The sequence below is a fragment of the Streptomyces sp. NPDC049970 genome, from assembly GCF_040660235.1.
In the GTDB taxonomy this organism is placed as follows: Bacteria; Actinomycetota; Actinomycetes; order Streptomycetales; family Streptomycetaceae; genus Streptomyces.
This window is the reverse complement of record NZ_JBFALP010000005.1, coordinates 374,847-401,411: the sequence shown is the minus strand read 5'-3', so window position 1 is coordinate 401,411 and position 26,565 is coordinate 374,847. Positions and strand designations below refer to the sequence as shown.

The 26,565-nt window shown below is 67.4% G+C and carries 24 protein-coding genes and 1 tRNA gene; 15 read left to right on the top strand and 10 right to left on the bottom strand.

Features of this window, described 5'->3' with window-relative positions; translation table 11 throughout:
• Positions 1-103 precede the first annotated feature (103 nt).
• The 5 genes from AB0I83_RS13010 to trxA all read left to right on the top strand — a co-directional run bounded on the left by AB0I83_RS13010 (position 104) and on the right by trxA (position 4,917).
• Entirely contained in the window at positions 104-1,792 is a 1,689-nt protein-coding gene (locus AB0I83_RS13010; protein ID WP_363304590.1) for a serine/threonine protein kinase, read from the top strand.
• A gap of 25 nt (positions 1,793-1,817) precedes the next feature.
• The gene (sigM, locus tag AB0I83_RS13005) at positions 1,818-2,522 is read left to right on the top strand and encodes an RNA polymerase sigma factor SigM (protein ID WP_356534503.1); all 705 of its coding nucleotides are present in this window, start codon (positions 1,818-1,820) and stop codon (positions 2,520-2,522) included.
• A gap of 431 nt (positions 2,523-2,953) precedes the next feature.
• Positions 2,954-3,439: a hypothetical protein gene (locus tag AB0I83_RS13000; protein WP_363304589.1), complete on the top strand. Its 486-nt coding sequence runs from the start codon at positions 2,954-2,956 to the stop codon at positions 3,437-3,439.
• 126 nt (positions 3,440-3,565) lie between these two features.
• Positions 3,566-4,537: a thioredoxin-disulfide reductase gene (trxB, locus tag AB0I83_RS12995; protein ID WP_363304588.1), complete on the top strand. Its 972-nt coding sequence runs from the start codon at positions 3,566-3,568 to the stop codon at positions 4,535-4,537.
• A 44-nt stretch (positions 4,538-4,581) separates the two neighbouring features.
• Positions 4,582-4,917 carry a thioredoxin gene (gene trxA, locus AB0I83_RS12990; protein ID WP_356534508.1) on the top strand — a complete coding sequence of 112 codons (336 nt, stop codon included), beginning with the start codon at positions 4,582-4,584 and terminating at the stop codon, positions 4,915-4,917.
• An 81-nt stretch (positions 4,918-4,998) separates the two neighbouring features.
• On the opposite strand, the gene AB0I83_RS12985 is transcribed toward trxA, so the two are convergent.
• The 9 genes from AB0I83_RS12985 to rpmH form a co-directional block, all read right to left on the bottom strand.
• Positions 4,999-5,616: a GNAT family N-acetyltransferase gene (locus AB0I83_RS12985; RefSeq protein WP_356534510.1), complete on the bottom strand. Its 618-nt coding sequence runs from the start codon at positions 5,614-5,616 to the stop codon at positions 4,999-5,001.
• A 305-nt stretch (positions 5,617-5,921) separates the two neighbouring features.
• Entirely contained in the window at positions 5,922-7,022 is a 1,101-nt protein-coding gene (locus AB0I83_RS12980) for a ParB/RepB/Spo0J family partition protein (RefSeq protein WP_363304587.1), read from the bottom strand.
• A complete protein-coding gene (locus tag AB0I83_RS12975) occupies positions 7,019-8,113 on the bottom strand; it encodes a ParA family protein (RefSeq protein ID WP_356841211.1) in 1,095 nt (364 codons plus the stop codon). The genes AB0I83_RS12980 and AB0I83_RS12975 overlap by 4 nt, the downstream gene beginning before the upstream one ends.
• Before the next feature lie 293 nt (positions 8,114-8,406).
• The gene (rsmG, locus tag AB0I83_RS12970) at positions 8,407-9,123 is read right to left on the bottom strand and encodes a 16S rRNA (guanine(527)-N(7))-methyltransferase RsmG (protein ID WP_356534512.1); all 717 of its coding nucleotides are present in this window, start codon (positions 9,121-9,123) and stop codon (positions 8,407-8,409) included.
• Between the two features lie 187 nt (positions 9,124-9,310).
• A complete protein-coding gene (locus AB0I83_RS12965; RefSeq protein WP_356534514.1) occupies positions 9,311-9,820 on the bottom strand; it encodes a R3H domain-containing nucleic acid-binding protein in 510 nt (169 codons plus the stop codon).
• Between the two features lie 14 nt (positions 9,821-9,834).
• Positions 9,835-11,103 carry a membrane protein insertase YidC gene (gene yidC / locus AB0I83_RS12960; protein WP_356534516.1) on the bottom strand — a complete coding sequence of 423 codons (1,269 nt, stop codon included), beginning with the start codon at positions 11,101-11,103 and terminating at the stop codon, positions 9,835-9,837.
• Positions 11,104-11,106: 3 nt separating this feature from the next.
• Entirely contained in the window at positions 11,107-11,466 is a 360-nt protein-coding gene (gene yidD / locus AB0I83_RS12955; RefSeq protein ID WP_363304586.1) for a membrane protein insertion efficiency factor YidD, read from the bottom strand.
• Positions 11,463-11,834 carry a ribonuclease P protein component gene (gene rnpA / locus AB0I83_RS12950; RefSeq protein ID WP_356534520.1) on the bottom strand — a complete coding sequence of 124 codons (372 nt, stop codon included), beginning with the start codon at positions 11,832-11,834 and terminating at the stop codon, positions 11,463-11,465. The genes yidD and rnpA overlap by 4 nt, the downstream gene beginning before the upstream one ends.
• 19 nt (positions 11,835-11,853) lie before the next feature.
• Positions 11,854-11,991 (bottom strand): 50S ribosomal protein L34, encoded by a 138-nt coding sequence (gene rpmH / locus AB0I83_RS12945; protein ID WP_003967884.1) that lies wholly within the window; start codon positions 11,989-11,991, stop codon positions 11,854-11,856.
• 381 nt (positions 11,992-12,372) lie between these two features.
• Between rpmH and dnaA the strand changes: the two genes are divergently transcribed.
• The 9 genes from dnaA (at position 12,373) to AB0I83_RS12900 (ending at position 25,019) form a co-directional block, all read left to right on the top strand.
• A complete protein-coding gene (gene dnaA / locus AB0I83_RS12940) occupies positions 12,373-14,154 on the top strand; it encodes a chromosomal replication initiator protein DnaA (RefSeq protein ID WP_356534522.1) in 1,782 nt (593 codons plus the stop codon).
• Positions 14,155-15,139: 985 nt separating this feature from the next.
• The gene (gene dnaN / locus AB0I83_RS12935) at positions 15,140-16,270 is read left to right on the top strand and encodes a DNA polymerase III subunit beta (RefSeq protein ID WP_356534524.1); all 1,131 of its coding nucleotides are present in this window, start codon (positions 15,140-15,142) and stop codon (positions 16,268-16,270) included.
• 146 nt (positions 16,271-16,416) lie between these two features.
• A complete protein-coding gene (gnd, locus tag AB0I83_RS12930) occupies positions 16,417-17,295 on the top strand; it encodes a phosphogluconate dehydrogenase (NAD(+)-dependent, decarboxylating) (RefSeq protein WP_356534526.1) in 879 nt (292 codons plus the stop codon).
• 58 nt (positions 17,296-17,353) lie between these two features.
• Positions 17,354-18,484 (top strand): DNA replication/repair protein RecF, encoded by a 1,131-nt coding sequence (recF, locus tag AB0I83_RS12925; RefSeq protein ID WP_363304585.1) that lies wholly within the window; start codon positions 17,354-17,356, stop codon positions 18,482-18,484.
• A 47-nt stretch (positions 18,485-18,531) separates the two neighbouring features.
• Positions 18,532-19,035, top strand: a complete 504-nt coding sequence (locus AB0I83_RS12920) for a DciA family protein (RefSeq protein WP_356534643.1) — start codon at positions 18,532-18,534, stop codon at positions 19,033-19,035.
• A gap of 402 nt (positions 19,036-19,437) precedes the next feature.
• Entirely contained in the window at positions 19,438-21,507 is a 2,070-nt protein-coding gene (gyrB, locus tag AB0I83_RS12915; protein WP_363304584.1) for a DNA topoisomerase (ATP-hydrolyzing) subunit B, read from the top strand.
• A gap of 46 nt (positions 21,508-21,553) precedes the next feature.
• A complete protein-coding gene (gyrA, locus tag AB0I83_RS12910; RefSeq protein WP_356534531.1) occupies positions 21,554-24,181 on the top strand; it encodes a DNA gyrase subunit A in 2,628 nt (875 codons plus the stop codon).
• A gap of 93 nt (positions 24,182-24,274) precedes the next feature.
• Positions 24,275-24,871: a DUF3566 domain-containing protein gene (locus tag AB0I83_RS12905; protein ID WP_356534533.1), complete on the top strand. Its 597-nt coding sequence runs from the start codon at positions 24,275-24,277 to the stop codon at positions 24,869-24,871.
• A 71-nt stretch (positions 24,872-24,942) separates the two neighbouring features.
• Positions 24,943-25,019, top strand: a tRNA-Ile gene (locus AB0I83_RS12900).
• 301 nt (positions 25,020-25,320) lie between these two features.
• On the opposite strand, the gene AB0I83_RS12895 is transcribed toward AB0I83_RS12900, so the two are convergent.
• Positions 25,321-25,683, bottom strand: a complete 363-nt coding sequence (locus tag AB0I83_RS12895) for a DUF6344 domain-containing protein (RefSeq protein ID WP_363304583.1) — start codon at positions 25,681-25,683, stop codon at positions 25,321-25,323.
• A gap of 282 nt (positions 25,684-25,965) precedes the next feature.
• Between AB0I83_RS12895 and AB0I83_RS12890 the strand changes: the two genes are divergently transcribed.
• Complete coding sequence (locus AB0I83_RS12890; RefSeq protein WP_003958712.1) at positions 25,966-26,100, top strand: DLW-39 family protein; 135 nt, start codon at positions 25,966-25,968, stop codon at positions 26,098-26,100.
• Positions 26,101-26,565 lie beyond the last annotated feature (465 nt).

Here is a 26,565-nt window from a genome sequence, read left to right as displayed (position 1 = left end):
CCGGACACCGCGTGTCGTGCATAGCGCTGGAGTGTGGGCACAATTGGCGTGACTGTGCAGAGCTGGCTGGCATCGCGCAACGGATGGGGAGGCAGGAACGACGGTGGCGGAACGTAGCACGGCCGCTGTCGACGTGGCCGACAGCAGCGGCGACGAGCCGCTGACCGCCAAGGCGGACGCGGCCACGACCGACGGGACGGCAGAAACCCAGGACTCAGAGGGCACGGGCTCGAAGGACGGCGGGCCGGAGGGTTCGGACGCCGTTTCGGCGCCTCTCGACCTGCACAGCGGCCACAAGCTGGCCGGACGCTACAGGCTCGAGGAGTGCGTCACCCGGCTGGACGGATTCAGCAGCTGGCGCGCCGTGGACGAGAAGCTCCGACGCGCGGTCGGTGTCCATCTGCTGCCGGCCGACCATCCTCGCTCCCGCTCGGTTCTGGCCGCCGCCCGTTCCTCCGCGCTGCTCGGCGACCCCCGCTTCGTCCAGGTTCTGGACGCCGTGGAGGAGGGCGACCTCGTCTACGTCGTCCACGAATGGCTCCCGGACGCCACCGAGCTCACCGCCCTGCTGGCCGCGGGCCCGCTGGACGCCCACGACGCGTACCAGCTGGTGAGCCAGATCTCCCAGGCCATGGCAGCCGCCCACCGGGAGGGCCTGGCCCATCTGCGCCTGACGCCCGGAGCCGTGCTGCGCAGCTCGACCGGCCAGTACCGGATCCGTGGCCTGGCCGTGAACGCAGCCCTTCGCGGCATCACCGCAGACAAGCCCCTGCGCACGGACACCGAGGCCATCGGCGCGCTCCTCTACGCCGCCCTGACCCGCCGCTGGCCCTACGAGAGCGATGCCTACGGTCTCTCAGGGCTTCCCAAGGACCTGGGCCTGATCCCTCCGGACCAGGTTCGTGCCGGAGTCCACCGGGGGCTCTCCGAACTCGCCATGCGCGCGCTCGCCAACGACGGCGCCACCGCGTCGCGCCAGGAGCCGCCGTGCACCACCCCGGACGAGCTGGCCAAGGCAATCGCCGCCATGCCGCGGATCCTCCCGCCCGAGCCGACTTTCACGGCGCCGCCCGAGTACCAGCGCACGACCTACCAGCAGGGGACGTACGGGCGCCCGTCCGCCCGCCCCACGTCCGCCACGCAGCCGGTCATCGCGACCCCGCCGCCTCCTCTCCAGAGCCGCGCCGGCAAAGCTCTCAAGTGGGCTGTGTCCGCCCTCCTCATCGCTGCCCTCGGCCTCGGCAGCTGGCAGCTGGCGGAGACCGTTCTCGACCGGGACAAGGACTCCGGTGAGCCCACACCCACGCAGAGCACCGACAGCTCGGGCGATGACAACAACGCCGAACCGAGCAAGCCGGTCACCATCGCGGGGGCCCAGGACTACGACCCCCTGGGCGACGGCTCCGAGAAGCCGGCGTCGACAGGGAACACCTACGACGGGGACGCGAACTCCTACTGGAACACCGACGGCTACTACAGCGCCGACTTCGGCAAGCTCAAGAAGGGCGTCGGCGTCGTCCTGGACCTCGGAGAGGTCAAGGAGGTGGGCAACGTGGATGTGTCCTTCCTCGGCGGTAACACGTCGGCCGAGTTGAGGGCCACCGAGGCCTCGTCCGTTCCTCAGATGCCGGATGGCTTCACCGAGGTCGCGAAGGGATCCGGAACAAAGGTGTCCCTCAAGCCCGACAAGCCGGTGAAGGCGCGGTACCTTCTGGTCTGGTTGACCCAGTTGCCTCCGAGCGGCGACGGGAACTACCGCGGCAAGATCTCGGACATCAAGGTCACCAGCTGACAGCACCAGGGGAGGGGGCTCACCGTTGGACGACGCCAGATTCGCCGACACCAGCGACCAGGATCTCCTGGCTCGACACGTCGCAGGCGAACCGGACGCCTTCGGTGAGCTGGTTCGCCGACATCGCGACCGCCTCTGGGCCGTGGCCCTTCGCACGCTGGGCGACCGCGAGGAGGCTGCCGACGCGGTACAGGATGCACTCGTGTCCGCGTTCCGCGCCGCGCACACCTTCCGGGGCCAGGCCGCGGTCACCACATGGCTGCACCGGATCACCGTCAACGCCTGCCTCGACCGTGCTCGCAAAGCGGCTTCGCGCAAGACAGCCCCCGTGAACGACACCGAACGACTCGATCAGCTCATGGAGCCGCACGAGTCCGCCGAGGTCCCAGCCGAACGGCGGGACCTGAACCGGGAGCTTCTGGCGGCCCTGGCCACCCTTCCGGCGGAGCAGCGCTCAGCACTCATCTTGGTGGACATGCAGGCCTATCCGGTCGCCGAGGCCGCGCGCATTCTCGACGTCCCGACCGGAACGGTGAAGAGCCGCTGTGCGCGGGGCCGGGCCAGACTGCTACCCCTCCTCACCCACCTACGCAGCAACAGAGAGGGCAGCGAGGGCGGCACCATGAAAAGGAACCGGACGCAGGGTGCATCCGTCCCATCGGCGTCAGGACCAAGAGACGCAGGCAACGATGATCCTGCGGCTGTGAAGGGTGGAGGTGGGCTCGCGTGACATACACAGCGGACGCTGCTCAGCACCCGGACGACTCGGAGATCTCGGACCTTGGCGAGGGACTCCTTCTGCCGGCTCGCGAGGCGGCCCTCCGCGACCACTTGGACAGCTGTGAGCAGTGCGGCGACCTTCACGCTTCGCTCGAAGAAATCCGCTCGCTGCTCGGAAGCCTGCCCCTCCGCGAGCCCATGCCCGACGATGTCGCCGAACGAATCGATGCCGCGCTGGCTGCAGAAGCTTCTGCAGCCGCCGAAACAAAGACCGCAGGGCCTTCTGTTTCACGTGAAACATCCGAGCAGCCGGGAGAGAGCACCTCAGCGGCGCGTCCAGCAGGTCGCCCTCGCGGCGCCACAGGCCCCGGCCGACGGCCCTCATCACGCAGGCGCCGCAGAGTGATCCTCGGCACGGCCTTCGGTGCGGCAGCTGTCGGTATGAGCATCTTCCTTCTGCAGTCCCTCCAGCAGTCCGATTCCGCAGGCTCTGCGGCCGATCAAGGAGTCGGCGCCGCGCAGAAGAGTCAGGATGATCTCTCGAAGGCCTCGCTGGAAGGCCGTGTGCAGGCGCTCCTGAGCAAGGCAAGCCCGTCCGAGGCTCCGGGCTACGACCCGGACAGGCCGACCTTCGACACCAAGTCGTCCCCGGAGAACGCGTCCCCTCGAAGCACGTCTCCCCAGACTCCGCTACGGGCACCGACCGTGAATGTGCCGTCCTGCGTCCAGGAGGGAACCGGCCGGGACACCCCTGCCCTCGCTCTGACGAAGGGAAACTACGGAGGCACTGCCGCCTTCCTCGTAGTCCTGCCCCACGTGAGCGACTCGACCCTCGTCCAGGCCTATGTCGTCGACGCCTCATGCGTGGGTTCCTCCCCGACCACCGAGGGCCGGCTGCTGCTCACGCACTCCTACGCGCGCCCCTGAGGGCGCACCGGGTATCCGGTCGGGGACTTCGGGAATGCGGGCCCCGTAGGATCCGTTGGGTGGGGTGAGAGTCGAGGAACCGACCCCAGTAGGCAGTAGGCAGTCCGTAGAGACGAGGAAGAACCCGTGAGCGACGTCCGTAATGTGATCATCATCGGCTCCGGTCCGGCTGGATACACCGCCGCCCTGTACACCGCTCGCGCGTCCCTCAAGCCGCTGGTGTTCGAGGGTGCCGTCACCGCCGGCGGTGCGCTGATGAACACCACCGACGTGGAGAACTTCCCGGGCTTCCAGGACGGAATCATGGGACCGGAGCTCATGGACAACATGCGCGCCCAGGCCGAGCGCTTCGGTGCTGAGCTCCTCCCCGACGACGTGGTCTCCGTCGACCTGTCCGGCGATGTGAAGACGGTGACGGACACTGCCGGCACGGTGCACCGGGCCAAGGCGGTCATCGTCACCACGGGGTCCCAGCACCGCAAGCTCGGCCTTCCCAACGAGGACGCACTCTCCGGACGCGGCGTCTCCTGGTGTGCCACCTGCGACGGCTTCTTCTTCAAGGACCAGGACATCGCCGTGATCGGCGGCGGCGACACCGCCATGGAGGAGGCGACCTTCCTCTCCCGGTTCGCCAAGTCCGTCACGATCGTCCACCGCCGCGACTCCCTGCGTGCTTCCAAGGCCATGCAGGAGCGCGCCTTCGCCGACCCGAAGATCAAGTTCGCGTGGGACAGCGAGGTTGCCACGATCCACGGGGACCAGAAGCTCTCAAGCCTCACCCTGCGCAACACCAAGACGGGCGAGACGTCCGAGCTTCCGGTGACGGGCTTGTTCATCGCCGTCGGCCACGACCCTCGCACGGAGCTCTTCAAGGGCCAGCTCGACCTCGACGACGAGGGATACCTCAAGGTCGCGGCCCCGTCGACGCGGACCAACCTGAAGGGTGTGTTCGGCGCAGGTGACGTGGTGGACCACACCTACCGACAGGCCATCACCGCTGCCGGCACCGGTTGCTCCGCCGCACTCGACGCCGAGCGGTTCCTGGCTGCGCTCTCCGACGAGCAGCTCGCCGAGCCGGAGAAGACTCCGGCAGTCTGACCTGTCCCCCAACTCCACACTCCCCCGAAGCTAAGGAGGCCGCCGTGGCCGGCGCCCTGAAGAACGTAACCGACGACTCCTTCGATGAGGACGTCCTGAAGAACGACAAGCCCGTCCTGGTCGACTTCTGGGCCGCATGGTGCGGACCGTGCCGACAGATCGCTCCTTCTCTGGAGGCCATCGCTGCGGAGCACGGCGACCAGATCGAGATCGTCAAGCTCAACATCGATGAGAACCCCGCCACTGCGGCGAAGTACGGCGTGATGTCGATCCCGACACTCAACGTGTACCAGGGCGGCGAGGTGGCCAAGACCATCGTCGGTGCCAAGCCGAAGGCTGCGATTCTTCGCGACCTCGAGAACTTCATCGTCCAGAAGTAACAGCTGACTGTTTCACGTGAAACGGGCCCTCCCCTCGGGGTGGGCCCGTTCTGCATGATCTCCGATCATCGGGAGCCGCGGTCAGAGAGGCCGCAGTGCCGGCTCCTTCTGCACGGCGCCCAACAGCCGATCCAGTGCCAGCTCGACGTCTTCCTTCCAGGACAGCGTCGAGCGGAGCTCGAGCCTCAACCGGGGATATCTGGGATGTGTGCGCACCGTCTTGAATCCGACCGCGAGCAGGTGCTCCGCGGGCAGGACACACGAAGGCTCTCGCCACCTCGCGTCACCGAATGCCTCGATCGCCTTGAAGTCCCGTCGCAGGAGGTCCTTGGCAACTGTCTGGACCATCATGCGGCCGATCCCCTGCCCCTGGAAGCCCGGCACGATCAAAGCAGTCATCAACTGCACGGCATCGGGGGAGACAGGACTGGTGGGAAACGCAGTCGATCGAGGTACGTACGCGGGCGGCGCGTAGAGGACGTATCCCGCGGCAACATCATCCACGTAGACGACTCGCCCACAAGATCCCCACTCCAGCAGGACAGCGGAGATCCAGGCTTCCTTCTCCAGTGCTGATCTGCCTGCCTTTACCGCGGCTTCCCCGCTGACCGGATCAAGTTCCCAGAAGACGCACGAGCGGCATCGCTGGGGGAGATCCGGAAGGTTGTCCAGTGTGAGCGGTACAAGCCGACGCCCCATGAAGGCGGTTCCTCGCTTCCTTCGCCCGCCGCACCGCGTGCGGCCGCGAGCGCACTCCGTTCTCGGAACAGGCTGCCGACAAACCCCCCGACAGCTCCAAGTCCCAACCCGACTGACACCAGGTGGCTGCGATTCACTGATCGCACGGCCCCCGCCTCCTTTGAGGTGTATCGCAGTGGTGGATACGCCATACCAGAACGCATCGTATCCACCCAGAGGTGATGCGGATACCGAGAGACAGCAAAGGGCGGGCCGAGTTCCGGCAAGTTCTCCGGACCCGACCCGCCCCACTTCTCGCAGCAGGCTCAGCTCTCGTCTGCCTCGTCCTGCCCGTCCTCGGTACTCCGCTCCAGCACACGTCCCTCACCTGGAGCAAGGCTGCCAAGAATGCGATCCAGATCCTCCATCGAAGCGAATTCGACGACGATCTTGCCCTTCTTCTGACCCAGATCGACCTTCACTCGCGTCTCGAAACGGTCGGAGAGGCGCGAGGCCAGGTCGGTCAGAGCCGGTGAGACCCGCCCACCCGCCCGAGGGCCACGAGGCTTTGCAGAACTCGTGGGCTCGGAGCCAAGAAGATTCACGATCTCCTCGACTGCCCGCACCGACAGGCCCTCGGCCACAATCCGGTGAGCAAGCCGATCCTGCTCCTCCGAGTCGTCGACCGACAGCAGCGCCCGCGCATGCCCGGCGGAAAGCACTCCCGCCGCGACCCTTCGCTGCACAGGCGGAGACAGCCGCAGCAACCGAAGGGTGTTCGACACCTGCGGACGAGAGCGACCGATCCGGTCCGCGAGCTGGTCATGGGTGCACTTGAACTCCTTGAGGAGCTGGTCGTACGCCGCCGCCTCCTCCAAGGGGTTCAGCTGCGCCCGGTGCAGGTTCTCAAGGAGCGCATCCAGGAGCAGCTTGTCGTCGTCCGTCGCACGGACGATGGCCGGGATTCGCTCGAGTCCCGCCTCGCCGCATGCCCTCCAACGACGCTCACCCATGATGAGCTCGTAGCGGTCCTCAGCGACCTTGCGCACGACGACCGGCTGGAGAAGGCCGACCTCATTGATAGAGGTGACCAGCTCCGCAAGAGCGTCTTCGTCGAAGACCTCACGAGGCTGCTTGGGGTTCGGAGTGATCGAGGCAAGGGGGATCTCGGCGAAGTACGCACCGGCCGAGTCCGTGTGTTCCGTGACGGATTCCAGCTCGGCGACGAGTGAACTCGGCTCCGGAACCATGACGCCGGCGGGAAGCGCGGCGACCTTCGCGGCAGCCACACCTCGCTCGGCCGTCATGACCGGCGACACGGCAGTCCCGTTCGCACCGGATGCGGGGTTCGGGACCTGCTTCTCCTGCGGAGCTGCGGGAATCAACGCACCGAGCCCACGCCCCAGCCCCCTACGACGCTCGCTCACTGCATGCCCTCCGAATTACTCCGCTGACTGTTCTGGACGCCCGTGTGGGCATGTTCGGCCCCGGAGGCATGCTGCGCCTCGTAACGCACTCCGACGCCCCTCAGGGCGATCTCACGCGCGGCCTCGAGGTAGGAGAGGGACCCGCTGGAGCCCGGATCGTACGTCAGGACGGTCTGCCCGTAACTCGGCGCCTCCGAGATGCGTACGGAGCGCGGAATGCTCGTCCGCAGCACCTCCTTGCCGAAGTGTGTGCGAACCTCCTCCGCGACCTGCGAGGCCAGCCTGGTCCTGCCGTCGTACATGGTGAGCAGGATCGTGGACACGTGAAGATCAGGGTTCAGATGCCCACGGACGAGATCGACGTTGCGGAGCAACTGGCCGAGCCCCTCCAGCGCGTAGTACTCGCACTGGATCGGGATAAGCACCTCCGCACCGGCAACGAGCGCGTTGACGGTGAGCAGACCGAGGGAAGGCGGGCAGTCGATGAGGATGTAATCCAGCGGCTGCTCGTATGCCTGAATCGCCCGCTGCAGTCGACTCTCCCGCGCCACCAGCGACACCAACTCGATCTCCGCACCGGCGAGATCGATGGTCGCTGGGGCGCAGAAGAGACCCTCGACGTCCGGAACCGGCTGGACCACCTCGGAGAGCGGCATGCTCTCCACCAGGACGTCGTAGATGGAGGGGACTTCTGCGTGATGGTCGATCCCCAGAGCCGTGGAGGCGTTCCCCTGCGGGTCGAGGTCAACCACCAGAACCCGCGCACCGTGCAGTGCGAGCGAGGCGGCCAGATTGACCGTCGAGGTCGTCTTACCTACCCCGCCCTTCTGGTTGGCCACCACCATGACGCGTGTCCGGTCTGGTCGCGGCAGCCCCTCGCCGGCGCGGCCCAGGGCCTCGACGGCCAACTGGGCCGCACGGCCGATGGGTGTGTCGTCCATGGGAGGCGGTGTTTCACGTGAAACACCGTCCCCCAAGGACTCGGTACGGGGACCGGGGACCGGGTCGGTCATCGGTCCCGCGATGTTGGCGTCGGACCGCAAGGATTCACTCTCCTCGACTTCAGGCTCGCAATGAACAGAGCCTGCCATGCTTTCGGGGTCGTGAACCAGCGAGGCCGACTGTTCTGTGGATGAATCCGGTTCTGTGGACAACTTGACGACCCGCACGGGGGTACGGCCGCGCGGCGTGGCAGCCGCACGACCGCGGCCGATAATTCCCTGCAGCAGAGAGCGACGTTTCACGTGAAACACGATGCCTCCGCAGCCCAGCGGCACACCCCCGACACTCCGCAGACATTACATATCGATGCTTGCATGGAGCATCAAGGCTAAGCGGCGGAAACGACACCAAAAAGCAGTGAAACGGTCGCTGCGTAATCGGCTCAGCGACGCCGGCGAGCCCGTCCGGCCCGCGCGGCCTTGGCTCGTTTTGCGGCGAACCTCACACCGCCCGGGCTCTCCCCGACCACCACACGCACCACTGTGGCCGCGGGATCGACCAAGCCCTCACCGACGTGCAGCACCTCGGCCTCCACCACGCCGAGTTTGCTCAGGGCTGCACGGGCCCCCTGAATCTCCTCCTCGGCGGTGTCGCCCTTGAGTGCCAGCATTTCCCCGTACGGACGCAGCAGTGGAACGCCCCACCCTGCGAGCCGGTCGAGAGGAGCAACCGCACGGGCCGTCACCACATGCACGGGCTGCAAGGTCCCCAGGACCTCTTCGGCACGCCCACGGACAACCGTCACGTGGTCAAGCCCAAGCAGTTCGACGACCTCCTGAAGGAAGTTCGTACGACGCAGCAGCGGCTCAAGCAGCGTGATCTTCAGATCAGGACGCACCAGCGCCAGCGGGATGCCCGGAAGTCCGGCCCCCGATCCCACGTCGCAGACTGTCACGCCCTTGGGAACCACCTCGGAGAGAACCGCGCAGTTCAACAGGTGCCGCTCCCACAGACGAGGAACCTCGCGGGGACCGATCAGACCACGCTTGACCCCGGCGTCAGCGAGAAGCTCCGCATACCTGACAGCTTCTGGGAAGAACTCTCCGAATACCGCATGCGCCTCCTCGGGCGCCTGAGGGAGCTCTGCTTCCTCCGTCACGGGGACCGTCCTTCCGTACCGCACTCATAGGGTGTCGCTCAGATCATGCCGGGCTCTCGGACCCTGGCACTCGTGTGTGCGACCTGATCCGAACGAAGTCCCCGCCCCAATGTGGGTGGCTGACTATCAGGCTGACAAAGATCGGCCCCGCCTGCGAACAGACGGGGCCGACAGTACAGAGTTCCGGTCAGGCCGGGAGGACGACGACGAAGCGCTGCGGCTCCTCGCCCTCGGACTCACTGCGCAGACCGGCTGCCGCGATCGCGTCGTGCACGACCTTGCGCTCGAACGGCGTCATCGGATCCAGCTTCACCGGCTCGCCGGAGCTCTTGACCTCGTCCGCGGCCTTGGCACCGAGCGCGGCGAGCACCTCGCGCTTCTTGGCACGGAAGCCGCCGATGTCCAGCATCAGACGGCTGCGGTCACCGGTCTCACGGTGGACGGCCAGACGCGTCAGTTCCTGAAGCGCCTCCAGTACCTCACCGTCACGGCCCACGAGCTTCTGCAGGTCACGCGCAGATTCGCTGATGATCGAGACCGCGGCCCGGTCCGCCTCCACGTCCATGTCGATGTCGCCGTCGAGGTCGGCGATGTCGAGCAGGCCTTCGAGGTAGTCGGCCGCGATCTCCCCCTCCTGCTCGAGGCGGGTCAGAGTGTCGCTGCCCTCAGCGGCCGTGGTGGTGGTGCCTTCCGTCACGGAATGACTCCTTCTTACTTCTTGGACGGGTGCTTGGGACGCTGCGGACCCTTGCGCTGTCCGGACTTGGCTTGGCGTGAGGAACCGGACGCGGCGGGCTTGCCCGCCGGCTTCGGCTTGTCGTCCTGAGGTGCGTCCTGCTTCTCGAGCGAGGTCTTGGTTCCCGAGTCGGTGGAGTCGGATTCCTTCGCCGCACCGGGGTGCGTGGCAGCGGTATGACGCTTCGCCTTGGTCTGGCGCTTGGGCTGCTGCCGCTTGGCAGCGGTACCGCCCTCAGCCTCGAGTACGGCGGCATCGCTCTTGGCCACACTGCCGTCCTCCTGGGCCGCGAGACCCAGCTTGCCCAGGCCGGTGATGAACTTGCGCTCGATGTCGTTGCGGTCGGGCCCCTTGGCGAAGATCCGCTTGACGGTGTTGCGCCGCGTCCTGCCGCGGACCTCGCCATGGGCGGTGACGCTCTTCAGCAGTCGGCCGAGGTACTGGTCCTGCGCCTTGCTGCCCGGGGTCGGGTTCTGGTTGATCACGTACATCTGCTGACCCATGGTCCAGACGTTCGTGGTCAGCCAGTACACGAGGACACCGACAGGGAAGTTGATACCCATGACCGCGAAGATCACCGGGAAGATGTACATGAGCATCTTCTGCTGCTGCATGTACGGGGTCTTCACCGTGAGGTCGACGTTCTTGGTCATCAGCTGGCGCTGAGTGAAGAACTGGGACGCGGACATCATCACGATCATGATCGCGGTGACGACGCGGACGTCCATCAGCGAGGCGCCGAGCGCCTGCACCTTCTCCTCGCTGTCCATGAACTTGGCGGCCAGCGGGGCGCCGAAGATGTGGGCCTGACGTGCGCTGTCCAGCAGCGGCTGGTCGATGACGCCGATCGTCTTGCCCGAGGCGATGGCCGAGAGCACGTGATAAAGGGCGAAGAAGAACGGGGACTGCGCCAGGATGGGAAGGCACGAGGAGAGCGGGTTGGTGCCCGTCTCCTTGTACAGCTTCATCATCTCTTCGGACTGACGCTGCTTGTCGTTCTTGTAGCGCTCCTGGATAGCCTTCATCTTCGGCTGGAGCACCTGCATGTTGCGGGTCGACTTGATCTGCTTGACGAAGAGCGGGATCAGACAGATCCGGATCAAGACCACCAGGGACACGATGGAGAGGCCCCAGGCCCACCCCGTGTCATCGCCGAAGAGCGCTCCGTACAGCTTGTGGAACTGGACGATGACCCACGAAACAGGTGTGGTGATAAAGCTGAACAGACTGGCAATCGTGTCCACTAATCAGGCTCCTTGAGCTTTGGGCGAGGTCTCTGTGGCCGGGCTCAGGGGTTCGGAGACCGACCTCCCGGAAGGCACATCGGCGGCGGAGTCCCCGCCCTTGCCACCGCGCAGCGAGGTGCGCAGCAGTTCGTGCCAACGCGGACGTTTGCGTGGCGGAACGTGATCCACGCCACCGGGTGACCACGGATTGCAACGCAGGATGCGCCATGCGGTCAGCGCTGTTCCCTTGATCGCACCGTGCCGGTCGATCGCCGTATATCCATAGTGGGAACACGACGGGTAGTAGCGGCAGACAGGCCCGAGAAGCGGGCTGATCGTCCACTGGTACAGCTTGATGAAAGCCAGCAGCGGGTACTTCATCGCGCGCCCCCTCCCAGCAGCCGCCGGAGGGCGGCATCCAGGTCTCGGGCCAGCTGTGCATGGTCGGCGTCACCCGCTCCGGGCAACGCTCGTACGACAACAAGGCTACCGGGGGGCAGCTGGGCCAGCCGATCGCGGACAAGGTGACGAAGCTTCCGCTTCACCGCGGTGCGGACGACCGCTCCACCCACTGCTTTGCTGACAACGAAACCCGCACGCGGCTGAGGAGCACTCTCCCCAGACACGTGCGGGTCCGTTACACCGCTGCTTAGATGGACGACGAGTAGCGGGCGTCCTGCCCTACGTCCTCGTCGTACCGCGGTCGCGAAGTCCTCGCGCCGCCTCAGCCGGTTCTCTGTAGGCAGCACGTCATGGACCTGTAAGCGATCAGGCGGACAGGCTGCTGCGGCCCTTGCCACGGCGGTTCGCGAGAATCGCGCGGCCGGCACGGGTACGCATACGCAGCCGGAAGCCGTGGGTCTTGGCGCGACGACGGTTGTTCGGCTGGAAGGTGCGCTTGCTCACTCGGGGGCTCCAGAAATGATTCGTGTGTTGGCGGGACATCGCCTGGCTGTCACCGTGCGCCCACGAGGAACTCGCGTAAACGCCTTAGTGCACCGCTTCACAATCACAGATCGTGATCTTTGCCCATCGGAGGCAGGCGGCAGCAGCCATCGACAACTCGACCTGGTCACGGTACGCGCGGCTGCGCCATCCGGTCAAACCGGCTCCGCGCCACCCCGTGCTGTACACAGCCTGTGGACAACAACTTGAACCGTGCGGGTCGGCCTGACTACCGTGGCTGAACTCCGGTTCTTTTCCTACCCCCCTGCCGGGCCTCACCCGACCCGACCCATCCCGTCCCGAGAAGCACACATTCGTGGGACCTGCGAGAGAGCGTGCCTTGTGGCTGACGTACCTGCCGATCTTGCCGCAGTGTGGCCACGAGTGCTGGAACAACTCCTCGGGGAGGGCCAGCAGGGCATCGAGCCGAAGGACAAGCAGTGGATCGAGCGCTGCCAGCCCCTGGCACTCGTCGCCGACACCGCGCTGCTGGCCGTACCCAACGAGTGGGGCAAGCGCGTCCTGGAGGGCCGGCTCGCCCCGCTGATCAGCGAGACGCTCACCCGTGAGTGCGGCCGGCCGATCCGGATCGCCATCACGGTCGACGACTCCGCGGGAGAACCGCCGGCACCTCCCCTCCACCAGCCCCGCCAGATCCAGCAGCAGTCCCACCGGTACCAAGGTCCCCACCCACACGACGAGCCCCCGCACGACGACGGGTACGACAACTACGGCCGCAGGCCATCCGACGACGGCATGCCGACGGCCCGCCCCGCGTATCCGGACTACCAGCAGCACCGCCCTGAGCCCGGCGCGTGGCCCCGCACCCAGGAGGACCTCTCCTGGCAGCCCCGGCACGGCGGCTACCAGGAGCGCGACCCGTACGCGAGCCCGCGTCCCCAGCAGCCGCAGCACGACTACCGCCAGCAGCCGCCCGAGCACCAGGGCTACGAGCAGCAGCGGGACAACCGGGACCGCCGGGATCTGCAGGATCAGCAGCCGCAGCACCGCCAGGGCGGACCGGGTACCGGCCGGGCCGGGGGCGGCCCCATGGGCACACAGTCCGCGCCGCCGCCCGGCACCAACGAGCCGCACGCCAGGCTGAACCCGAAGTACCTCTTCGACACCTTCGTGATCGGCGCTTCCAACCGCTTCGCGCACGCCGCGGCCGTCGCCGTCGCCGAGGCGCCGGCGAAGGCGTACAACCCGCTCTTCATCTACGGGGAGTCCGGGCTCGGCAAGACCCACCTGCTGCATGCCATCGGGCACTACGCGCGCAGTCTCTACCCCGGCACCCGGGTGCGGTACGTGAGCTCCGAGGAGTTCACCAACGAGTTCATCAACTCGATCCGCGACGGCAAGGGCGACACCTTCCGCAAGCGCTACCGCGACGTGGACATCCTGCTGGTGGACGACATCCAGTTCCTCGCGAGCAAGGAGTCGACGCAGGAGGAGTTCTTCCACACCTTCAACACGCTCCACAACGCCAACAAGCAGATCGTGCTGTCCTCCGACCGGCCCCCCAAGCAACTGGTGACGCTCGAGGACCGCCTGCGCAACCGTTTCGAGTGGGGCCTGACCACCGATGTCCAGCCCCCGGAGCTGGAGACGCGCATCGCGATCCTCCGTAAGAAGGCGGTGCAGGAGCAGCTCAACGCCCCGCCGGAGGTGCTCGAGTTCATCGCCTCACGCATCTCGCGCAACATCCGCGAGCTGGAGGGCGCGCTCATCCGTGTGACGGCGTTCGCGAGCCTCAACCGCCAGCCGGTGGATCTCGGTCTGACCGAGATCGTGCTCAAGGACCTCATCCCTGGCGGCGAGGATTCGGCTCCCGAGATCACGGCGCCGGCCATCATGGCCGCGACCGCGGACTACTTCGGTCTGACGGTGGAGGACCTCTGCGGTTCGTCTCGCAGCCGTGTGCTGGTGACGGCCCGCCAGATCGCCATGTACCTGTGCCGCGAGCTGACCGATCTCTCGCTGCCCAAGATCGGCGCCCAGTTCGGTGGACGTGACCACACCACGGTCATGCACGCCGACCGCAAGATCCGCGCGCTGATGGCGGAGCGACGCTCCATCTACAACCAGGTCACCGAGCTCACGAACCGCATCAAGAACGGCTGAGGCAGACAGCGGCGGCGACCGTACTCCCGCCGCACAGCGCGTCCAAGGGCGCCTTGCGAGGACCACGGATGGTCCTCGCAAGGCGCCCTTCGTCGTCAGGAGACGGGTCGAGAGCGGGACGACAGGTACTCCGGAGAGTCGGCGAGAGGGGTCGGAAGGCCTCCGAGGGTCCGTTCCGGAGCCTGCTCGACGTCGTCCGATCCGCCGGCGGCCGAGCAAAGTGTTCGAATACAGGCTCTGCGAGGGCCCTTCTCCACAGATCAGCGGGGATTTCGGCGTCCACAGCCTGGGGACTGAGAAGTTGTTCAGATTGCGTCCACAGGGCCCGCTGCCGATACTCCATCAGGCCAGGTCACACGCCTGGGGATTTGTGGTCAACGATGATCCACAGCCTGTGGACAGAAAATTCGTCCACAGGGGCTCACTGCTGTTGTCCACCGGCGGCCCACAGGCGGGCGTCCGTTGTCCCCAGCTTCTCCACACCCCTGTCCACTGTTCGGCAACGCGACACCCGCCATCACCGGCACGAGTGAAAGGCGTCACACCAGGGGCCTGGGTTTAGCTGTGGGGAACGGGGGTAAACCTGGGGACAGCCTTGGGGAGAAGTCGCTCCGCCCTGTGTATCGGGTGTGCAGAACTTTCGGGTATCCACAGAAACGCCTGGTTGTCCACCGGTGTCACCCACAGGGTCGGTGGACAAAAAACCGCGTCTGACCTGCAAAAACGACGTTATCCACGGTTTCCACAGGGCCTACTACTACTACCACTCAGAGTTAGCCAGGAATCAGCTTCGAAGTGGGGCCTGTGCACAACTCGAGCGGCGAGCTCGGCGGACCTCTTGGCGCGACTTGACCCCGAGCAGCGACGGCTGTCGGCGCTGTACGTCAGACTGGACCCCGGCGGCCCACCCAGCCCATCGGCGGGGAGCCCCGGTCAGACGACGAAGGCCAGCAGGGCGAGCGAGCAACAGCAGGAGGCGGTTCCGGTGAAGATCCGGGTGGAGCGCGATGTACTCGCGGAGGCAGTGGCCTGGGTGGCCCGCAGCCTCCCGGCCCGTCCGCCCGCGCCCGTTCTCGCGGGCCTTCTCCTGAAGGCTGAGGACGGTGCCCTCAGCTTCTCGAGCTTCGACTACGAGGTCTCGGCCAAGGTGTCCGTGGACGCCGAGGTCGAGGAGGACGGCACGGTGCTCGTCTCCGGCCGGCTCCTTGCCGACATCTGCCGTGCCCTTCCCAACCGCCCGGTGGAGATCTCCACCGACGGTGTGCGCGCCACGGTGGTCTGCGGTTCCTCCCGGTTCACACTCCACACACTGCCTGTGGAGGAGTACCCGGCACTTCCGCAGATGCCGACCGCCACGGGCACCGTCCCCGGTGAGGTCTTCGCCTCTGCGGCGGCCCAGGTGGCGATCGCAGCCGGGCGTGACGACACCCTGCCCGTCCTGACCGGCGTCCGGATCGAGATCGAGGGCGAGACCGTCACCCTCGCCTCGACCGACCGCTACCGCTTCGCGGTCCGTGAGTTCCTCTGGAAGCCGGAGAACCCGGATGCCTCGGCCGTGGCCCTGGTGCCCGCCAAGACGCTCCTGGACACCGCCAAGGCACTCACCAGCGGCGACACGGTGACGCTGGCGCTGTCCGGCTCGGGTGCCGGCGAAGGGCTGATCGGTTTCGAGGGCGCGGGACGCCGTACGACCACGCGGCTGCTCGAGGGCGACCTGCCGAAGTACCGGACTCTCTTCCCCACCGAGTTCAACTCGGTCGCGGTCATCGAGACCGCCCCGTTCGTCGAGGCCGTCAAGCGTGTGGCACTCGTCGCCGAGCGCAACACCCCGGTGCGGCTCAGCTTCGAGCAGGGCGTCCTGATCCTGGAGGCGGGTTCGAGCGACGACGCACAGGCTGTGGAGCGCGTCGACGCGGTGCTGGAGGGCGACGACATCTCGATCGCCTTCAACCCGACCTTCCTGCTGGACGGGCTCAGCGCGATCGACTCCCCGGTCGCCCAGCTCTCCTTCACCACGTCGACCAAGCCCGCGCTGCTCAGCGGTCGTGCGGCCGTCGACGCGGAGGCCGACGACGCGTACAAGTACCTGATCATGCCGGTCCGCCTCTCCGGCTGATCCGGGGGTCGCTCCCGTCATCGCGGCTTCGGGTGGGCAGGCTCAGCGCAGTGCGTGCCCACCGTGCTGCACCCCGCCGTGCCGTCCCGGCCGGGCGTAGGCTCGGTCCCGGGTACGAATCGGCACAACGCTTAAGGAAATCTCTGATGGAGCTCGGTCTCGTCGGCCTCGGCAAGATGGGCGGCAACATGCGCGAGCGCATCCGCCGCGCAGGCCACACCGTCATCGGTTACGACCGCAACCCGGACGTCGCCGATGTCCACAGCCTCGAAGAGCTTGTGGGCAAGCTCAAGGGTCCGCGCGTCGTGTGGGTGATGGTCCCGGCGGGTGCCGCGACCCAGTCCACCGTCGACGAGCTGGCCGAGCTGCTCTCCCCGGGCGATGTCGTCGTGGACGGCGGCAACTCGCGCTGGACCGACGACGAGAAGCACGCGGTGGAGCTGGGCATCAAGGGAATCGGCTTCGTCGACTGCGGCGTCTCCGGTGGTGTCTGGGGCCTGGAGAACGGCTACGCCCTGATGTACGGCGGCGTCGCGGCCGACGTGGAGAAGGTCCAGCCGATCTTCGACGCACTCAAGCCCGAGGGCGAGTTCGGCTCCGTGCACGCGGGCAAGGTCGGCGCCGGCCACTTCGCCAAGATGGTCCACAACGGCATCGAGTACGCCATGATGCAGGCGTACGCCGAGGGCTGGGAGCTCTTGGAGAAGGTCGACTCCGTCACGGACGTGCGCGAGGTCTTCCGTTCCTGGCAGGAGGGCACGGTCATCCGTTCCTGGCTGCTCGACCTGGCGGTCAACGCGCTGGACGACGACGAGCACCTCGACCAGCTCCGCGGCTTCGCGGCGGACTCCGGCGAGGGCCGGTGGACCGTCGAGGCCGCCATCGACAACGCGGTCCCGCTGCCCGCGATCACCGCTTCCCTGTTCGCGCGCTTCGCCTCGCGACAGGACGACTCCCCGCAGATGAAGATGATCGCCGCGCTGCGCAACCAGTTCGGCGGCCACGCGGTCGAGAACAAGAAGTAGCCGCAGGCAGCAGGCGGCACAGCAGCACACAGCAGAGCAGTCGGAAAGGTCGGCGACCATGCACGTCACGCATCTCTCGCTGGCCGACTTCCGCTCGTACGCCCGGGTCGAGGTCCCTCTCGACCCGGGCGTCACCGCGTTCGTGGGGCCCAACGGGCAGGGCAAGACCAACCTGGTCGAGGCGGTCGGCTACCTGGCGACGCTCGGCAGCCACCGGGTGTCCTCCGACGCTCCCCTGGTCCGGATGGGAGCCGAGCGTGCCGTCGTGCGTGCGGCGGTGACCCAGGGCGAACGCTCGCAGCTGATCGAGCTCGAACTCAATCCGGGCCGCGCCAATCGTGCGCGTATCAACAGGTCGTCGCAGGTCAGACCTCGTGACGTGCTGGGGATCGTACGGACGGTGCTGTTCGCTCCTGAGGACCTCGCCCTGGTGAAGGGCGATCCGGGCGAGCGACGTCGCTTCCTCGACGAACTGATCACGGCGCGTTCCCCGCGCATGGCCGGCGTCCGCTCCGACTACGAGCGGGTGCTGAAGCAGCGCAACACCCTGCTGAAGTCCGCGGCCATGGCCCGCAGGCACGGCGGCCGGTCGATGGACCTGTCCACGCTGGACGTGTGGGACCAGCACCTGGGCCGGGTGGGGGCCGAACTCCTCGCGCAGCGGCTGGATCTGATCGCGACGCTGCAGCCCCTGGCGGACAAGGCGTACGCCGACGTCGCGCCCGGCGGTGGACCCTTGACGCTGGAGTACCGCAGTTCGGTCGGGTCCGAGCTGGAGCCCGCGCGCACCCGTGAGGAGCTCTACGAGCAGGTGATCGCCGCGCTGGAGCAGGCGCGGAAGCAGGAGATCGAGCGTGGCGTGACGCTGGTCGGACCGCACCGGGACGACCTGGTGCTCGGTCTGCGCGGGATGCCGGCGAAGGGGTACGCGAGCCACGGCGAGTCCTGGTCGTACGCCCTGGCGCTGCGGCTCGCCTCGTACGATCTGCTGCGCACCGAGGGCAACGAACCCGTCCTGGTTCTCGACGACGTGTTCGCCGAGCTGGACGCGCGGCGCCGGGAGCGGCTGGCCGAGCTGGTCGCCCCGGCCGAGCAGGTGCTGGTGACGGCCGCTGTCGACGACGACGTCCCGGGTGTGCTGGCGGGTGCCCGGTACGCGGTGTCGGCGGGGGCGGTGGAGCGGCTGTGAGCGGATCCGAGGGCTCGGACGCGCCCGGCCCCGCGAAGCAGCCGGAGGTGTCGGGCGTCGACCTGGCGCGGGTGGCTCTGCGCGCGGCGAAGGAGCAGGCCCGTGCGAGGGGCGCGGCGGCGCAGCAGAGGAAGCAGGCCAGGCGCGGTGGTGGGCTGCGTTCCGGAGCGCGCTCGGACGGCCGTGATCCGCTTGCGCTGGGCTCGGCGATCAACCGGCTGATCACCGAGCGCGGCTGGGAGACCCCGGCGGCCGTCGGCGGCGTGATGGGCCGCTGGCCGCAGATCGTGGGTGGCGATCTGGCCAATCACTGCGTCCCGCTGCGGTACGACGACGATCCGGCCGAGCGGGTCCTGACCGTGCAGTGCGACTCGACGGCGTGGGCGACGCAGCTGAGGCTGCTGGCTCCGCAGCTGGTGGCCCGGCTGAACACGGACCTCGGCCACGGCACCGTGCGGATGATCAAGGTTCTCGGGCCGGGTGGTCAGCAGCGCAGGTTCGGCCCGCTCCGGTCCCCCGGGAGCAAGGGGCCCGGCGACACCTACGGCTGAGCAGGGCCTTTCCGGCTGTCGAGCCCTTTCGGGACCGCTCGGCACAGAGGGTGCGGGTGATGCGAGAGCTCCCTTATGGCCCGCTTTGTCGAAACCTCGCTGATTCCGTTTCGTGCTGCTTCATGCGCTTTTGGGGTGGGCGGGGGCCATGAGGCGTCCCTCACGGTAGCGGGAGGTTGACAGCCCGAAGCGCGCAATGCCCTCGTGAGCCTCTCGGGGCCCCTTCCCGAATATGGGGAGTCGTCAGCCGCTGGTTCAGGGCGGCACATGCGTACTCAGGCACCGGCAAACCCCCATTCATGTCGGCGCTACCGGTAGACTGATGGACAATCCCGCTTCCTTGCGGGAGTCGTCGATACATGCCGAACGACGCAGCCGCTCCCGCCTGCCGGAGAACGGCCTGTGCTGTGCCAGAAAGGGCGCTTCGTGGCCGATTCCGGCAACCCCAACGAGAACATCCCGTCCACAGCCGGTGAGCACGGCGAGGTCACCGCCTCGTACGACGCCAGCGCGATCACCGTGCTCGAAGGCCTGGACGCGGTCCGCAAGCGACCCGGTATGTACATCGGGTCCACCGGTGAGCGCGGTCTCCACCACCTCGTGCAAGAGGTTGTCGACAACTCGGTCGACGAGGCCATGGCCGGGCACGCGGACACCATCGACGTCACGGTCCTCGCGGACGGCGGGGTGCGCGTCGTGGACAACGGCCGCGGCATCCCGGTCGGCATCGTGCCGTCCGAGGGCAAGCCGGCCGTCGAGGTCGTGCTCACCGTCCTGCACGCGGGCGGAAAGTTCGGCGGCGGCGGCTACGCCGTCTCCGGCGGTCTGCACGGCGTCGGCGTGTCCGTCGTCAACGCCCTGTCCACGCGGGTCGCGGTGGAGGTCAGGACGGACGGCTACCGCTGGACCCAGGACTACAAGCTCGGTGTCCCGACAGCTCCGCTGGCCCGTCACGAGGCCACCGAGGAGACCGGGACGAGCGTCACCTTCTGGGCCGACGGGGACGTCTTCGAGACCACCGACTACTCCTTCGAGACCCTCTCGCGCCGCTTCCAGGAGATGGCGTTCCTCAACAAGGGCCTCACCCTCAAGCTGACCGACGAGCGCGACGCCGCGAAGGCCACCGCCGGCGCGGACAGCGCCGAGGCCGTCGACGTACCCGAGGAGGAGGCGACGCGGACGGTCACGTACCACTACGAGAACGGCATCGTCGACTTCGTCAAGTACCTCAACTCCCGCAAGGGCGAACTCATTCACCAGTCGGTGATCGACATCGAGGCCGAGGACAAGGACCGTCTGCTCTCGGCCGAGATCGCCATGCAGTGGAACACGCAGTACACCGAGGGGGTCTACTCCTTCGCCAACGCGATCCACACGCACGAGGGCGGTACGCACGAGGAGGGCTTCCGCGCGGCGCTGACCTCGCTGGTCAACCGGTACGCGCGCGACAAGAAGCTGCTGCGCGAGAAGGACGACAACCTCACGGGTGAGGACGTCCGCGAGGGTCTTACGGCGATCATCTCGGTCAAGCTGGGCGAGCCGCAGTTCGAGGGCCAGACGAAGACCAAGCTGGGCAACACCGAGGCGAAGACCTTCGTCCAGAAGGTCGTCCACGAGCAGCTGACGGACTGGTTCGACCGGAACCCCAACGAGGCCGCGGACATCATCCGCAAGGGCATCGCGGCGTCCACGGCCCGGGTCGCGGCCCGCAAGGCCCGTGACCTGACACGGCGCAAGGGGCTTCTCGAGAGTGCCTCGCTGCCCGGCAAGCTCAGCGACTGCCAGTCGAACGACCCGACGAAGTGCGAGATCTTCATCGTCGAGGGTGACTCCGCCGGTGGTTCGGCGAAGTCCGGCCGCAACCCGATGTACCAGGCCATCCTGCCGATCCGGGGCAAGATCCTGAACGTCGAGAAGGCGCGCATCGACAAGATCCTGCAGAACACCGAGGTCCAGGCCCTGATCTCGGCCTTCGGTACCGGGGTCCACGAGGACTTCGACATCGAGAAGCTCCGCTATCACAAGATCATTCTGATGGCGGACGCCGACGTCGACGGCCAGCACATCAACACCCTGCTGCTGACCTTCCTGTTCCGCTTCATGCGTCCGCTGGTCGAGTCCGGTCACGTCTATCTCTCGCGCCCGCCGCTCTACAAGATCAAGTGGGGCCGCGACGACTTCGAGTACGCGTACTCGGACCGCGAGCGCGACGCCCTGGTGGCCCTCGGCAAGCAGAACGGCAAGCGGATCAAGGAGGACTCGATCCAGCGCTTCAAGGGTCTCGGGGAGATGAACGCCGAGGAGCTGCGTGTCACCACGATGGACATCGACCACCGTGTGCTGGGCCAGGTCACGCTCGACGACGCGGCGCAGGCCGACGACCTGTTCTCCGTGCTGATGGGCGAGGACGTCGAGGCGCGGCGCTCGTTCATCCAGCGCAACGCCAAGGACGTCCGCTTCCTCGACATCTGAGTCGGCCGTACAAGCAAGCCGCAGCGCGAAAGGACTTTGACCAGCAATGGCCGACGAGAACACCCCTGTGATGCCCGAAGAGGAGCCCGCCGTCCCGGGCGTGGGCATGCGTGTCGAGCCCGTCGGGCTCGAGACGGAGATGCAGCGCTCCTACCTCGACTACGCGATGTCCGTCATCGTGTCGCGTGCGCTCCCGGACGTGCGGGACGGTCTGAAGCCCGTCCACCGCCGGGTGCTCTACGCGATGTACGACGGCGGCTACCGGCCCGAGAAGGGCTTCTACAAGTGCGCCCGCGTCGTCGGTGACGTCATGGGTACTTACCACCCGCACGGTGACTCCTCGATCTACGACGCGCTCGTGCGACTGGCGCAGCACTGGTCGATGCGCATGCCGCTCGTGGACTCCAACGGCAACTTCGGTTCCCCGGGCAACGACCCGGCCGCGGCCATGCGGTACACCGAGTGCAAGATGATGCCGCTGTCCATGGAGATGGTCCGGGACATCGACGAGGAGACCGTCGATTTCAAGGACAACTACGACGGCCGCAACCAGGAGCCGGTCGTCCTGCCGGCCCGGTTCCCGAACCTGCTGATCAACGGCTCGGCCGGCATCGCGGTCGGCATGGCCACCAACATTCCGCCGCACAACCTGCGCGAGGTCGCCTCCGGCGCGCAGTGGTACCTGGAGAACCCGGAGGCCAGCCCCGAGGAGCTCCTGGACGCTCTGCTGGAGCGGATCAAGGGGCCGGACTTCCCGACGGGCGCGCTGGTCGTGGGCCGCAAGGGCATCGAGGAGGCGTACCGCACCGGTCGCGGCTCGATCACGATGCGCGCCGTGGTGGCGGTCGAGGAGATCCAGGGCCGGCAGTGCCTGGTCGTCACGGAGCTCCCGTACCAGACCAACCCCGACAACCTCGCGCAGAAGATCGCCGACCTGGTGAAGGACGGCAAGGTCGGCGGCATCGCGGACGTCCGTGACGAGACGTCCTCGCGTACGGGCCAGCGCCTGGTCGTCGTGCTCAAGCGAGACGCGGTCGCCAAGGTCGTGCTGAACAACCTCTACAAGCACACCGATCTGCAGTCGAACTTCGGCGCGAACATGCTGGCGCTCGTCGACGGGGTGCCGCGCACGCTGTCGATCGACGCGTTCATCCGGCACTGGGTGACGCACCAGATCGAGGTCATCGTCCGGCGGACCAGGTTCCGGCTGCGCAAGGCCGAGGAGCGGGCGCACATCCTACGTGGCCTGCTGAAGGCGCTGAACGCGATCGAAGAGGTCATCGCGCTCATCCGCCGGAGCAACACGGTCGAGATCGCGCGCGAGGGCCTGATGGGCCTGCTGGAGATCGACGAGATCCAGGCGAACGCGATCCTGGAGATGCAGCTGCGCCGGCTGGCCGCGCTGGAGCACCAGAAGATCACCGCCGAGCACGACGAGCTCCAGGCGAAGATCAACGAGTACAACGAGATCCTCGCCTCGCCCGCGCGTCAGCGTCAGATCGTCAGCGAGGAGCTGGCGGCGATCGTCGACAAGTTCGGCGACGACCGGCGTTCGAAGCTCGTGCCCTTCGACGGCGACATGTCCATCGAGGACCTGATCGCCGAGGAGGACATCGTCGTCACGATCTCCCGCGGCGGCTACGTCAAGCGCACGAAGACGGACGACTACCGCTCGCAGAAGCGCGGCGGCAAGGGCGTCCGCGGCACGAAGCTGAGGGAGGACGACATCGTCGACCACTTCTTCGTGTCGACGACGCACCACTGGCTGCTCTTCTTCACGAACAAGGGCAGGGTCTACCGGGCCAAGGCGTACGAGCTGCCTGATGCGGGCCGGGACGCGCGGGGCCAGCACGTGGCCAACCTGCTGGCGTTCCAGCCTGACGAGCAGATCGCGCAGATCCTGGCCATCCGCGACTACGACGCGGCGCCCTACCTGATCCTGGCCACCAAGGGTGGTCTGGTGAAGAAGACGTCGCTCAAGGACTACGACTCGCCGCGGTCCGGTGGCGTCATCGCGATCAACCTCCGGGAGACGGAGAGCGGCGCGGACGACGAGCTGATCGGGGCCGAGCTGGTGTCGGCCGAGGACGACCTGCTGCTGGTCAGCAGGAAGGCCCAGTCGATCAGGTTCACCGCGACGGACGACGCGCTGCGGCCCATGGGGCGTGCCACCTCGGGCGTCAAGGGCATGAGTTTCCGCGCGGGCGACGAACTGCTGTCGATGAATGTTGTCCGGCCCGGTACGTTCGTGTTCACTGCCACCGACGGTGGTTACGCGAAGCGGACCGCTGTCGACGAGTACCGCGTCCAGGGCCGTGGCGGTCTGGGCATCAAGGCCGCCAAGATCGTGGAGGACCGCGGTTCGCTCGTCGGTGCGCTGGTGGTGGAGGAGGCGGACGAGATCCTGGCCATCACGCTCGGCGGCGGTGTGATTCGTACGCGAGTCAATGAAGTCAGGGAGACGGGCCGTGACACCATGGGCGTCCAACTGATCAATCTGGGCAAGCGCGATGCCGTCGTCGGTATCGCGCGCAACGCCGAGGCCGGTCGTGAGGCCGAAGAGGTCGACGGGACCGATGAGGCCGAAGGCGCCATGGTCGAGGCCGATGCCGCGAACGTGGTCGAGGGCACAGTCGAGGGCACGGCGCCCTCGGCAGGGGAGCACGAGGAGTAGAGCGTGAGTGGAGCCACGGGCGATGGTTCGGCCGCTTCCGGAGCAGGTGCGAACGGCGCCCGTGGCCCTGCCACGGACTCCCAAGGGGGCACTGTGACGGACACTCGGGGACCTCAGCCGCAGTACGAGGGGTACGCGACCGGGCCGTTGCCCGGCGAGCGGGAGCCCGCACCGGGCCAGGCGGGGCCCTACCACCCGCCGCAGGCGTATCCGTCCCCCGCGGGCGGTACGCAGGGCGGCGGCACAGAGGGCGGAGCGCAGGGCGTGGGCGGCGTACAGGCGATGCGTAGGCCGCGGACGGGGGCGCGGACCACTCCGCGTACCCGGAAGGCGCGTCTGCGGGTGGCGAAGGCCGATCCTTGGTCGGTCATGAAGGTGAGCTTCCTGCTCTCCATCGCACTCGGCATCTGCACGGTGGTCGCGGCCGCGGTCCTGTGGATGGTGATGGACGCGATGGGCGTCTTCACCACCGTGGGCGGCACGATCAGTGAGGCGACGGGCTCGAACGAGAGCAACGGTTTCGATCTGCAGTCGTTCCTTTCGCTGCCGCGCGTTCTCATCTTCACGTCGGTCATCGCGGTGATCGACGTGGTGCTGGCCACCGCGCTGGCCACGCTCGGCGCCTTCATCTACAACTTGTCGGCGGGCTTCGTGGGCGGTGTCGAGCTCACTCTCGCCGAGGACGAGTAGGGCGCCGGGTATCGATTTTGGGACTGGCCCCGACGTGCGCTAATCTTCAGAAGTCAGCGCAGCAGCGCGGCGGGGCTATAGCTCAGTTGGTTAGAGCGCATCCCTGATAAGGATGAGGCCACAGGTTCAAATCCTGTTAGCCCCACCAGCACGAAGGCCCCCAGTCGATTCGACTGGGGGCCTTCGGTATGCAGGGGTGACATCAACGACGGTCACGGACCCGCCCCGGTGTCTCAGGCGTCGCGCCCGGTGTGCACGCCCCTTGAGGGGGACTGTGCAAGGCGAAGCAGCTGACCACGCGCCGGCACGACCAGCCGATCGTTCCGACCGGGTCCACCTGGCGATACCCGGGCACTCGAAGGTCCGTGCAGTAGGCGGCGCCCGGGCATACGAAAAGACCCCTGCCGGTGGGGACCGGGTCAGGGGCCTGGATGGCGTCAGCGACGCTTTCAGGGTGGCAGGGGGGTCGAGTCCCCTGCAGGGGCTCCGGCGCGGGTCGAGCGGGCGCCGTCCGTCGCGTGTGCCGCCGTGTCGCTGGAGTCCGCGGACAGTTGGCGGGTGGCCGGCGAGGAACCGTGCGCCTCGGCGCGGATGCGCTGCTTCATGGTCGGCGGCAGTGCCCTGTCACGCGGAAGGGTCCATCGCACCGACGGGGTGGTCGCGGTTGCCGCGGTCGCACCCGTGTGCTCCTGGGTCGTGTGCGCCGGCTCCGCGGCCGCGGTCTGGGCGGTGGCGAGGCCCAGTGAGGCGAGGAGTGCGAAGAAGGCTGTGATGAAGGCTGTCCAGATGCTCTTGACCCTGAAGGTGCTCATGGCCCCTCGCTTTCAGGTGGTCCGGTTTGCTTACCTTTCCGATGATGTGGATCCGGGCCGCGGATCCCGGGACCGACGCCCCCGGTGCGCCGATCTTCTGATGAACACCACTCGTATGGTTCAACCGGCTCGGACATGCTGATTCCGGGTCGCCGAGGGTCCTCGTGAAGGGTCGTGAACGGGGTGGCTGCGGGGGTCCGGGCAGGTCACCGATCGGTATCGGCCGGTGTGTATAGTCGGGCGGCAGAAGTCCCTTACGTCAAGGAAAGACGAGGTCGCGCGGTGAAGAAGCTTCTCCTGGTCGCACTGGCCGCCATCGGCGGGCTCCTCGTGTACCGCCAGATCCAGGCGGATCGCGCCGAGCAGGATCTGTGGACAGAGGCGACCGACTCCGTGCCCGCGGGTTCGGGTGTGTGAGACGGAACAGTCTGCTAAGAGCCCCGGTCGCCGAGCGGCCGGGGCTTCGTGCTGTCCGGGGCCCGCTGTTGCGGGACCGTGACAGCCGAACTCTTGAGTTCACTTCCGCAAATCGATAGCTTGCGTAAGCAAAGCGATTGGGGTGCGCGAGGGGGATTCGGTGAGTGCGTGGGCGAGGGCGGGGGTGAGCCGCCACATGGCAGGAGCGCGGTCGCGGCCGCTGCGGCGTTGTTCGCCCTGGTGGCGGGAGCTCCTGCCATGTGGCGGCCTTGCCGCAGGCAGGGCCGCGCGCCGTGGGACAGGACGGGCCGGGCTGCGGCAGCCCGACCATGGTGCTCGACTCCCAACTCTCCTCAGCCGGTTGCCGGTTGAGGGGCCGGCGGATCGAGGGAGCGGTCACGGCGGGCGGCGCGCAGGAGCTGGCTCCCGGACAGTGTCCGGACACGATCGGGCCCGGAGGAAAGT

What these genes read in the sequence shown, in the direction of transcription:
- AB0I83_RS13000 (WP_363304589.1), top strand. Translation starts at nt 2,954, where the DNA reads ATGAGCATCTTCCTTCTGCAGTCCCTCCAGCAGTCCGATTCCGCAGGC.
- AB0I83_RS12985 (WP_356534510.1), bottom strand. Translation starts at nt 5,616, where the DNA reads ATGGGGCGTCGGCTTGTACCGCTCACACTGGACAACCTTCCGGATCTC.
- AB0I83_RS12975 (WP_356841211.1), bottom strand. Translation starts at nt 8,113, where the DNA reads ATGGCAGGCTCTGTTCATTGCGAGCCTGAAGTCGAGGAGAGTGAATCC.
- yidD (WP_363304586.1), bottom strand. Translation starts at nt 11,466, where the DNA reads ATGAAGTACCCGCTGCTGGCTTTCATCAAGCTGTACCAGTGGACGATC.
- gnd (WP_356534526.1), top strand. Translation starts at nt 16,417, where the DNA reads ATGGAGCTCGGTCTCGTCGGCCTCGGCAAGATGGGCGGCAACATGCGC.
- recF (WP_363304585.1), top strand. Translation starts at nt 17,354, where the DNA reads ATGCACGTCACGCATCTCTCGCTGGCCGACTTCCGCTCGTACGCCCGG.
- gyrA (WP_356534531.1), top strand. Translation starts at nt 21,554, where the DNA reads ATGGCCGACGAGAACACCCCTGTGATGCCCGAAGAGGAGCCCGCCGTC.
- AB0I83_RS12895 (WP_363304583.1), bottom strand. Translation starts at nt 25,683, where the DNA reads ATGAGCACCTTCAGGGTCAAGAGCATCTGGACAGCCTTCATCACAGCC.